The following is a 9,728-nucleotide window of genomic DNA, read 5'->3' as shown; positions in this document are numbered from 1 at the left end:
CGAGCGGGTCCCGGTCAGGCGGAGGGGTCCAAGCCGTCGACGTACGTCCAGGCGCCGGTGTCCTTCGAGAACCGACTCCGTTCGTGCTGGCTCCCCGCCGAGCCCCGCACGCCGGGAACCTTGTGGTGCGCGACGAACTCGACCATCCCCTCGGTGTCGAGCAGGCCCCCGCGGGAGGTCTCGACGATGTCGAGCCGGTACCAGCGGAGCGAGCCGTCCAGCTCGAGCGACGCCGGCCTGGTCGACGGATGCCAGGTGCGCAGCAGGTACGCCGCGTCACCGACCGCGAAGGCCGAGAACCGCGACCGCATGAGCGCCTCCGCGGTCGCAGCCGCCGAATAACCTCGGTGCAGGCGCCCGCAGCAGGCGCCGTACGTCTCACCGGACAGGCAGGGGCACCGCGCGTCGTCGGCGAGGAGAGCGGTTCGGGGGTCAGGGATCACCGCTCCAGTATCGCCCGTGAGGCTCGCGGGTCCTGCTCGTCGGCCGTCGGCCGTGCTGGCCGCCGGCGCGAGTCCGGCGGTGCATCGACGCGGCGATCAGGGCGTCATCCTCCTGGCGCAAGCCCACGCGTGAGACATGCCCGACACGGCATGATGGGACGATGACGGCACCCGACGACCACGACGACCCAGCAGCTGCACCGGCTCCCGAGGTGCACGAGGCGGTCTCGCCCGCGCTCGACGAGTCCGGTGCACTCGCGATGGATCCGGACCCGGCGTCGATCCGGCCCGATCCGAAGCTCGCCGCGAAGGTCTCCCGGCGGTGGCCGTTGATCAGCGGCGCGATCGCCGTGGTCCTCGTCCTCCTGCTCGGCGTGCTGCTCTTCCAGCGCGGCCCGAACGCCCCGTTCGGGTTCGACGAGGAGTGGATGCAGGAGGTCCTCGAGGAGCGGTCGCCGTGGCTCGTCCAGGCTGCGCTCGTCATGAACTGGCTCGGCGGCGGGGTCGTCGCGATCTTCGTCGTACCACTGCTCGGGATCGCCGTCCTCCTGCTGCTTCGCCGACCGTGGGCGGCCCTGTATTTCGCGATCGTCTCCGCCCTGAGCGCCGGAGCGGTGCAGATCATCAAGAACATCGTCGGTCGATCGCGGCCCGAGGACATCCTGGTCCACGCGGACTTCGGTTCCTTCCCCTCGGGGCACAGTGCGAACGCGGCGACCATCGCCGTCGCGTTCGGGATCATCTTCCCGCGGGTCTGGGTGTGGCTGATCGGTGTCGCCTACACGCTGCTGATGATGCTGTCGCGGACCTATCTCGGCGCCCACTGGGTGAGCGACACGATCGGTGGGCTGCTGCTCGGTGCCGGTGTCGCGCTCATCATCGCGGTGCCGTTGCTGCACCGGATGTCGACCGAACCGAAGAAACGGGTCCCGCTCACCGACGGCTGATCGAGCGGACGCCCGTCGCTCGATGCCGGTCGTCCAGCGCTCGTCGTTCGTGTTCGGTCCTGACGCCAGCGCGGTGCGCTGACCCCAGACCGCTCGGATGGGCGTGAGCGCGGGTCCACCGCGCGGGCGCGCCCCTCCGGAGGCCCGCGCTCACGCCAGAGACCCGCGCTCACGTCAGCGCACCGCGCTGGCGGCCACGACACCCTGTGCCGGCGGAGCGGTAGTCTGCTGACAGCCGGGAGCCGGCCGGGGGAGGAGACGCGTGTCGATCACGATGCACGACGTCGCCGCACGCGCGGGCGTCTCGATCAAGACCGTCTCGAACGTCGTCAACGACTACCCGCATGTGAGCGATGCGACCCGCTCCAAGGTCGAGCGCGCGATCGCCGAACTCGGCTACCGCCCCAACCTCTCGGCCCGGAGTCTCCGCTCAGGTCGGTCCGGCGTGATCAGCCTCATCATCCCGGACCTCCGCAACGCCTACTTCGCGGAGCTCGCCGACGCGGTCATGCGTCAGGCTCGTGCGCGCGGACTCTCGGTGCTCATCGAGCAGGTGGCCGGCGGTCGCGACGTCGAGCTCGAGATCCTCCGCGGGCCGCGCATGCAGCTCGTCGACGGCATCCTCTACAGCCCGCTCAGCCTCGATCGCGACGACAGCGCGCTGCTCCCGGACGGGCCCATGGTGATCCTCGGTGAGCAGCTGTTCGACGGCGACCGCGACCACGTCACGATGGCCAACGTCGACGGCGCCCGCGCGGCGACCGAACACCTGCTCGCGCAGGGCAGACGCCGCATCGTCGCACTCGGCACCGACCCGCACGACACCCTCGGGCCGGCCGCTCTCCGCCTGCAGGGGTATCGGGAGGCGCTCGAGGCCGCCGGTATCCCAGCCGATCCCGCCTACGTCAGCACCGTCGTCAGTTGGCATCGCAGTGACGGGGCGAACGCGATGCGCGAGGTCATCGCCGCGGGCCTGCCGTTCGACGGCGTCGTCGCCTTCAACGACGCGATGGCCCTCGGCGCCATGCGCGTCCTCCAGGACGCCGGGCTCCGTATCCCCGAGGACGTCGCGATCATCGGCTTCGACGACCTGGACGAGACGCGCTATGCCCTCCCGACCCTGTCCACGGTCGACATCGGCCGGGAGGAGATCGCCGAGCGCGCCGTCGAGCTCCTCATCGAGCGGATCGCCGCACCCGGGCTGTCGGAGGCACCGCGCGCGATCGTCAGCGGCTTCCGCGTCGTCCCGAGGGAGTCCACCGGTTCCTTGACCGCCCGGGGGCAAGGCCCTGGGGGCGCTCCTTCAACGTTGTAGAGTGCGTACAGGGCGGCCGGGCATGCCGCCGCCGAGGAGGATCATGGCGACCACCCTGCACGACGTGGCGAAGCTCGCCGGGGTGTCCGCCAAGACCGTCTCGAACGTCGTCAACGACTACCCCCACATCAAGCAGGCCACCAAGGAGCGGGTGCTCGCGGCGATCGCCGAGCTCGGCTACCGCCCGAACCTCTCCGCGCGTGGGCTCCGCTCCGGCCGGTCCGGCGTCATCAGCCTGATCATCCCCGACCTCCGGAACTCCTACTTCGCCGAACTCGCCGACGCCGTCATGCACGCCGCCGCGCAGCGTGGTCTGTACGTGCTGATCGAGCAGACCGGTGGTGACCGCGAGCGCGAGGCAGCGCTCGTCCGTGGTCCGCGGACGCAACTCGTCGACGGCATCCTGTACTCCGCGCTCGAGCTGGGGGAGGAGGACGTCGACATCCTCGCCGAAGTGCGCACGCCGATGGTCCTCCTCGGCGAGCGGATCTTCAACGCTCAGAACGACCACGTCACCATGCAGAACACCGAGGGCGTCCGGGCGGCGACGGAGCACCTGATCGCTTCGGGGCGCCGACGGATCGTGGCGTTCGGCGCACACCCGGGGGAGGAGATCGGTTCGGCCGGACTGCGCCTCGTCGGCTACCGCGAAGCGCTCGACGCCGCGGGTCTGCCGTACGACGAGTCCCTCGTGCGGGAGGTCGAGATCTGGCATCGCCTGGACGGCGCGGTCGCGATGCGCACGATGCTCGACGAGGGGGTGCGGTTCGACGGCATCGTCGCCTTCAATGACGCCCTCGCCCTCGGCGCGATGCGCGTGCTGAGTGAGCGTGGCATCCGCATGCCGGAGCAGGTGGCGATCATCGGCTTCGACGACATCGACGAGGGCCGGTACTCCCTGCCGTCGCTGTCGACGATCGCGCCGGGGCGCGACCAGATCGCCGAGACGGCCGTGGATCTGCTGCTGGAGCGCATCGAGCGGCGCGACGAGTCCTTCCCTCCGCGCCTCGTGCTCGCTGACTTCGTGCTCGTCCAGCGGGAGTCCACCGCGCTCCCAGCCGTCTGATCCGCCGCCCCGATTCGTCCTTGACATCGCCGGAACCACCCGGCATCATGCTTTTACAACGTTTACCTTCAACGTTGTAAAACCCGGCACGATGACAATGAAGTTCCATCTCCGAGAGGACAGCACCCACATGAAGTCACGAGTTCTCGCAGCAGTCGGCACGGTCGCCGTCGCAGCGATGGCCCTCACCGGATGCTCCACCGGTGGCGCAAGCGGAGGCGGCGAAGCCTCCTGCACCAACACCATCACCAAGAAGGACGTGCCGCAGGTCACCGTCTGGGCCTGGTTCCCCGCCTTCGAGCAGGTCGTCGACCTCTTCAACGAGACGCACGACGACGTCCAGGTCTGCTGGACGAACGCCGGCCAGGGCAACGACGAGTACACGAAGTTCTCCACCGCCATCGAGGCGAAGTCCGGAGCACCCGACGTCATCATGCTCGAGTCCGAGGTCATCTCCAGCTTCACGATCCGCAAGGCGCTCGTCGACATCGGCGAGTTCGGCGCGAACGAGGTCAAGGACAAGTACACCGAGGGCGCCTGGAACGACGTCACGAGCGGTGATTCGGTGTACGCGATCCCGGTCGACAGCGGCCCGATGGGCATGCTCTACCGCCAGGACCTCTTCGACAAGGCCGGCATCGCCGTACCGACCACCTGGGACGAGTTCGCCGCCGCCGCGAAACAGCTGAAGGACGCCGGCACGGGTGTCCTCGCCAACTTCCCGACGAACGGCCGGGCCTTCAACCAGGCGTTGTTCGCGCAGGCCGGCTCCAAGCCGTTCGAGTACGACAAGACGAAGCCCACCGAGGTGTCGATCGACGTGAACGACGACGCGTCCAAGAAGGTCCTCAACTACTGGGACGGCCTCGTGAAGGACGGACTCGTCACCACCGACGACGCCTTCACCGCCGACTACAACACGAGCCTCGTCGACGGCACCTACGCCGTCTACCTCGCGGCCGCGTGGGGCCCGGGCTACCTGCAGGGCCTCTCCGACGCCGACGACACCGCCGTGTGGCGCGCCGCCCCGCTCCCGCAGTGGGACGCGGCGAACCCCGTCCAGGTGAACTGGGGCGGATCCACCTTCGCCGTGACCGAGCAGGCGAAGGACAAGAAACTCGCCGCAGAGGTCGCGAAGGACATCTTCGGCACCGATGAGGCGTGGAAGATCGGCATCGAGCAGGGCGCGCTGTTCCCGACGTACAAGCCGATCCTGGAGTCCGACTACTTCACGAACCTCGAGTACCCGTTCTTCGGTGGTCAGCAGATCAACAAGGACGTCTTCCTCGCCGCGGCGGCCGGCTACAGCGGCTTCACGTTCAGTCCGTTCCAGAACTACGCGTTCGACCAGTTGACCGAGCAGCAGTACGCGATGGTCCAGGGGGAGAAGACCGCCGACGAGGCGCTCGACGACCTCCAGGCGAGCCTCGAGAAGTACGCCACCGAGCAGGGCTTCACCTCGAAGTAGCCCCACCGGGGCGGCCGCGACGTCGCCCCGCACGTCCTCCACCACCGGGGCGGCGCAGTCGCCGCCCCGGTGGTCCACACGACTCGAAAGCAGCATCATGGCACTCACCACCGGATCGGCCTCCACCGCCGCGTCGGCCGCCAGGATCGTCCGTCCGCGACGAGGCGGCATCGGCGCGATCGACCGGCGACGGCAACGCTGGGGCTGGCTCTTCGTCGCCCCCTTCGCCGTGGTCTTCGCGGCCTTCCTCATCTTCCCGCTCTGCTACGCGTTCTGGATGAGCCTCCAGACCTCCACCCTCGCGACCGGTACCGAGTTCACCGGCCTCGCGAACTACGCGAAGGCCTTCACCGACCCGATCTTCCTCAGCGGGCTCGGGCGGGTGGCGGTGTTCGCGCTCGTCATGATCCCCGCGCAGATGCTCGTCGCGCTCGTGGCAGCCCTCGTGCTCGACAACCTGGCGACCGTCCTGTCGAAGTTCTCGCGGCTCATGATCTTCGTCCCGTACGCCATCCCGGTGGTCATCGGCGCGCTCATGTGGGGCTTCCTCTACAGTCCTCGCTTCGGTCCGGCGACCGACGTCTTCGCGCTCTTCGGGGCCACGGCGCCGTCCTTCCTCGACCAGAGCAGCATCTTCGGCAGCCTCGTCAACATCGTGACCTGGCAGTGGTCGGGCTACTACATGATCATCATCTACGCGGCGCTCCGCGGGATCGACCCGTCCATCTACGAGGCCGCCCGCATCGACGGCGCGAACGCGTTCCAGACCGCGCTCCGCATCAAGGTGCCGATGATCTCCTCGTCGATGGTGATGGTGCTCATCTTCGCCATGATCGGCACGCTGCAGTTCTTCACCGAACCGCAGGTGCTGCGCGGGGTCGCCCAGGGCGCCATCCCGATCTCGTACACGCCGAACATGTACGCGTACTCCCTCGCCTTCTCGTACAGCCAGTTCAACTACGCCTCCGCGATCTCCTTCGCGCTCGGGATCATCGTCTTCATCGGCTCGTACGTCTTCCTCTTCCTCACGCGCAAGCAGAGCGGACTGAAATGATGAGCGCCACCACCGCCATCCCGGCCGTCAACCCGAAGGCCGGACGACGACGTCAGGGCCCTGAGGCCCGCACCGGCGGCCGACGCGTCGGCTCGCACCTCTTCCTCCTCGCCCTCGTCATCTACTTCATCCTCCCGCTGTGGTGGTTGATCGTCGCGGCGACGAAGGACACCTCCGGGCTCTTCACCGGCTCCGGCGGGCCGCTCTGGTTCGACGGTGAGTTCAACTTCTTCGACAACGTCGCCGAGCTCTCCACCCATCAGGGCGGCATCTACTGGCGCTGGCTCGGGAACTCCTTCCTGTACGCGTTCTCGGGCGGGATCGGTGCCACGGTCCTCGCGGTGCTCGCCGGATACGGCTTCGCCAAGTACCGGTTCCGTGGTCGCTCGCTGTTCTTCAACCTGCTGCTCGGCGCGGTCATGGTCCCGCTCACGGCCCTGGTCATCCCGACCTTCGTCCTGCTCAGCCAGGTCGGCCTCGTCAACACGATCTGGGCCGTGATCCTCCCGTCACTGCTCAGCCCGTTCGGCGTCTACCTCATGCGCATCTACACCCAGGACGCCATCCCGGACGAGATCCTCGATGCTGCACGGGTCGACGGCGCGGGGGAGCTGCGGACCTTCTTCCAGGTCGCCCTCCCGCTGCTGCGCCCGGCGATCGTCACGGTGCTGCTGCTCTCGATCGTCGGCACGTGGAACAACTTCTTCCTGCCGCTGGCGGTGCTCAGCGACCCGAACCTGCTTCCCGTGACGGTCGGACTGAACAACTGGACGGCACTGTCGAACGCGGGTGCCGGCGGCGAGCAGGTGTGGAACCTCATCGTCACCGGTGCGTTCATCTCGATCGTGCCGCTCATCATCGCCTTCCTCTCCCTGCAGCGGTACTGGCAGGGTGGGCTCTCCCTCGGCAGCGTGAAGTGAGCCGCTCCACAGACGCGCCGCCGCGGCGTCGCCCCGACCGGGAACTCCGCGACATCATCGACACCACGACCGCCCACGCAACGCACGAACGACCAGCACCGCACGCCACGGCCGACTCCGGCCCGAACGAAGGACACCTCCCGTCATGACCACCGCACGCATCGCCATCGACCCGAACGTCACGGTCGCCCCCGTCAACCGCCGGATCTTCGGCTCGTTCGTGGAGCACCTGGGACGCTGCGTCTACGACGGCATCTACGAGCCCGGCCACCCCACCGCCGACGCCGACGGCTTCCGCGGCGACGTCGTCGACCTCGTCACGGAGCTCGGCACGAGCACCATCCGCTACCCCGGCGGCAACTTCGTCTCCGGCTACCGCTGGGAGGACGGCGTCGGGCCGCGCGAGAACCGCCCCGTGCGCCGCGACCTGGCCTGGCACTCGCTCGAGACCAACCAGGTCGGCGTCGACGAGTTCGCGAAGTGGTGCAAGCTCACCGGCAGCGAGATGATGATGGCGGTCAACCTCGGCACGCGCGGGGTGCTCGAAGCGCTCGACCTCCTCGAGTACACGAACCACCCGAGCGGCACCGCGCTGTCCGACCAGCGGATCGCGAACGGTGCACCCGAGCCCTACGGCATCAGCATGTGGTGTCTCGGCAACGAGATGGACGGGCCGTGGCAGGTCGGCGCCATGTCGGCCGACGACTACGGCAAGCTCGCGGCCCGGACCGCCTCGGCGATGAAGATGGTCGACCCGAAGCTCGAACTCGTCGTCTGTGGTTCGTCGAGCTCCTCGATGCCGACCTTCGGTGACTGGGAGCGCACCGTCCTCGAGCACAGCTTCGACTCGGTGGACTACATCTCCTGCCACGCGTACTACCAGGAGCGCGACGGCGACCTCGGGTCGTTCCTCGCGTCGTCCCTCAACATGGAGTACTTCATCCGGACGGTCGTCGCGGCCGCCGACCACGTCCAGCACAAGCGCCACTCCGACAAGCAGATCCAGCTCTCGTTCGACGAGTGGAACGTCTGGTACCTCGACGAGTGGAACGCGATCGAGGGCACGATCGAGGAGTGGGCCTACGCGCCCCGCCTCATCGAGGACGTCTACTCGGTCGCCGACGCGGTCGTGTTCGGCAACCTGCTCATGACGCTGCTCAAGCACAGCGACCGCGTCGGTTCCGCAAGCCTCGCGCAGCTCGTGAACGTCATCGCCCCGATCATGACCGAGCCGGGTGGTGGCGCCTGGCGGCAGACGACGTTCTTCCCGTTCTCGGTCACCAGCCGACTCGCGTCGGGTGTCGTACTCGCGCCGCGCATCGAGGTCGGCAGCTACACCACGAAGGTCCACGGTGACGCACCGCTCGTCGACTCGGTCGCGACGTACGACGCCGAGGCCGGGACCGCGGCCGTGTTCCTCGTGAACCGCCACCAGGACGAGGCGATCACGGTGACCGTCGACGTCTCGGCGCTCGGCGTCGGTTCGATCGTCGAGGCGAACGGTATCCACGACGAGGACGTCTACGCGAAGAACACGATCGACGACCGCGAGCGCGTCGGCCTCGTCGCGAACGAGAGTGCGTCGCTCGCCGACGGCACCCTGACGATCACGCTCCCGCCTGTGTCGTGGACGGCGGTCGCACTCGGCGCCTGAGTCGGGAAGCGGGCTGCGGGCTCCAGTCTGCGAGTCAGGGGTCTCGACGTTCGCAACTCAGGACGATCGCGGCGGGTCTGCCGCGCTCGCGGTGATCGCCGAACGGCGCGCCGGAACCGTCCTGAGTTGTGGACGTGTCAGCGTCGGCGGTGGGTGGGGGAATCCCGCCCACCGCCGACGTCGTGCGGCCCTACAATCGGCACATGACGGCACGGGGCTCCTACGCGAAAGGTGTTGCGCGCCGGCAGGAGATCCTGCGCGTCGCGCTCGCGGTGTTCGCGCGAGAGGGCTACCGCGGCACGTCGCTCCGTGAGGTCGCGCGTGAGGTCGGCGTCAGTCTGCCGGGGCTCATGCACTACTTCGAATCCAAGGAACACCTGTTCGCGGCGATCCTGCGGGAGCGCGACGCCGTCGACTACGAGGAGTTCGCCGCGGCCGGGTCGCAGGACGCGATCGAGGGTCTGGTCGCCGTCATGCGGCACAACAGCGATGTCCCGGGCCTCGTCGAGTTGTACCTGACGATGGCGGCGGCCGCCGGAGATGCGGAACACCCGGTGCGCGGGTTCTTCGTCGATCACGTCACGGCGGTGCGCCGGAGCATCGCCGACGTCGTCCGGGATCGCCAGGCTTCCGGGCGGGTCGCCGCGGGCATCGATCCCGATCACGTGGCGCGCGTCATGGTCGCCCTCGCCGACGGGCTGCAGGTGCAGTGGACGCTCGACCCCTCCGTCGACATGGCCGGTGACCTCGAGCGCGCCTGGGCCCTCCTCGTCGGTGACGCCGGCGCGGTGCGCTGACCCGAGCGCGGGTCTGTGGGGCCCGGCGCGGTGCGGTGACGCGAGCGCCGCGGAATCGGCGTGG

At 68.7% G+C, this 9,728-nt stretch carries 9 protein-coding genes; 8 read left to right on the top strand and 1 reads right to left on the bottom strand.

The window, feature by feature from the left end:
- Nucleotides 1-14: 14 nt before the first annotated feature.
- Nucleotides 15-443, bottom strand: a complete 429-nt coding sequence (locus tag IFT89_RS18645) for a YchJ family protein (protein ID WP_202939696.1) — start codon at nt 441-443, stop codon at nt 15-17.
- A 161-nt stretch (nt 444-604) separates the two neighbouring features.
- Here IFT89_RS18645 and IFT89_RS18640 point away from each other — a divergent pair, with 161 nt between their 5' ends.
- From IFT89_RS18640 to IFT89_RS18605, 8 genes are all read left to right on the top strand, one after another.
- The gene (locus tag IFT89_RS18640; RefSeq protein WP_228501947.1) at nt 605-1,390 is read left to right on the top strand and encodes a phosphatase PAP2 family protein; all 786 of its coding nucleotides are present in this window, start codon (nt 605-607) and stop codon (nt 1,388-1,390) included.
- Nucleotides 1,391-1,652: 262 nt separating this feature from the next.
- Nucleotides 1,653-2,705: a LacI family DNA-binding transcriptional regulator gene (locus IFT89_RS18635; protein ID WP_202939695.1), complete on the top strand. Its 1,053-nt coding sequence runs from the start codon at nt 1,653-1,655 to the stop codon at nt 2,703-2,705.
- 43 nt (nt 2,706-2,748) lie between these two features.
- The gene (locus IFT89_RS18630; protein ID WP_202939694.1) at nt 2,749-3,771 is read left to right on the top strand and encodes a LacI family DNA-binding transcriptional regulator; all 1,023 of its coding nucleotides are present in this window, start codon (nt 2,749-2,751) and stop codon (nt 3,769-3,771) included.
- Between the two features lie 130 nt (nt 3,772-3,901).
- Nucleotides 3,902-5,239, top strand: a complete 1,338-nt coding sequence (locus IFT89_RS18625; protein WP_202939693.1) for an extracellular solute-binding protein — start codon at nt 3,902-3,904, stop codon at nt 5,237-5,239.
- A gap of 97 nt (nt 5,240-5,336) precedes the next feature.
- Nucleotides 5,337-6,293, top strand: a complete 957-nt coding sequence (locus tag IFT89_RS18620; RefSeq protein WP_202939692.1) for a carbohydrate ABC transporter permease — start codon at nt 5,337-5,339, stop codon at nt 6,291-6,293.
- The gene (locus tag IFT89_RS18615) at nt 6,293-7,213 is read left to right on the top strand and encodes a carbohydrate ABC transporter permease (RefSeq protein WP_138945098.1); all 921 of its coding nucleotides are present in this window, start codon (nt 6,293-6,295) and stop codon (nt 7,211-7,213) included. Before IFT89_RS18620 ends, IFT89_RS18615 begins: the two co-directional genes overlap by 1 nt.
- Before the next feature lie 145 nt (nt 7,214-7,358).
- On the top strand, nt 7,359-8,867 hold the full coding sequence (gene arfA, locus IFT89_RS18610) for an arabinosylfuranosidase ArfA (RefSeq protein WP_202939691.1): 1,509 nt from the start codon (nt 7,359-7,361) through the stop codon (nt 8,865-8,867).
- Between the two features lie 203 nt (nt 8,868-9,070).
- Nucleotides 9,071-9,664 carry a TetR/AcrR family transcriptional regulator gene (locus tag IFT89_RS18605; RefSeq protein WP_086474992.1) on the top strand — a complete coding sequence of 198 codons (594 nt, stop codon included), beginning with the start codon at nt 9,071-9,073 and terminating at the stop codon, nt 9,662-9,664.
- Nucleotides 9,665-9,728: the final 64 nt, after the last annotated feature.

This window comes from Plantibacter sp. CFBP 13570, assembly GCF_014841395.1.
GTDB classification, from domain to species: Bacteria; Actinomycetota; Actinomycetes; order Actinomycetales; family Microbacteriaceae; genus Plantibacter; species Plantibacter auratus.
Note: the sequence above shows the minus strand (reverse complement) of the source record. Positions and strands in the feature narration are given on the sequence as shown.

Coding starts and splice junctions, on each gene's coding strand:
- IFT89_RS18625 (WP_202939693.1), top strand. CDS start 3,902: ATGAAGTCACGAGTTCTCGCAGCAGTCGGCACGGTCGCCGTCGCAGCG.
- IFT89_RS18630 (WP_202939694.1), top strand. CDS start 2,749: ATGGCGACCACCCTGCACGACGTGGCGAAGCTCGCCGGGGTGTCCGCC.
- IFT89_RS18605 (WP_086474992.1), top strand. CDS start 9,071: ATGACGGCACGGGGCTCCTACGCGAAAGGTGTTGCGCGCCGGCAGGAG.
- IFT89_RS18620 (WP_202939692.1), top strand. CDS start 5,337: ATGGCACTCACCACCGGATCGGCCTCCACCGCCGCGTCGGCCGCCAGG.
- IFT89_RS18615 (WP_138945098.1), top strand. CDS start 6,293: ATGAGCGCCACCACCGCCATCCCGGCCGTCAACCCGAAGGCCGGACGA.
- IFT89_RS18640 (WP_228501947.1), top strand. CDS start 605: ATGACGGCACCCGACGACCACGACGACCCAGCAGCTGCACCGGCTCCC.
- arfA (WP_202939691.1), top strand. CDS start 7,359: ATGACCACCGCACGCATCGCCATCGACCCGAACGTCACGGTCGCCCCC.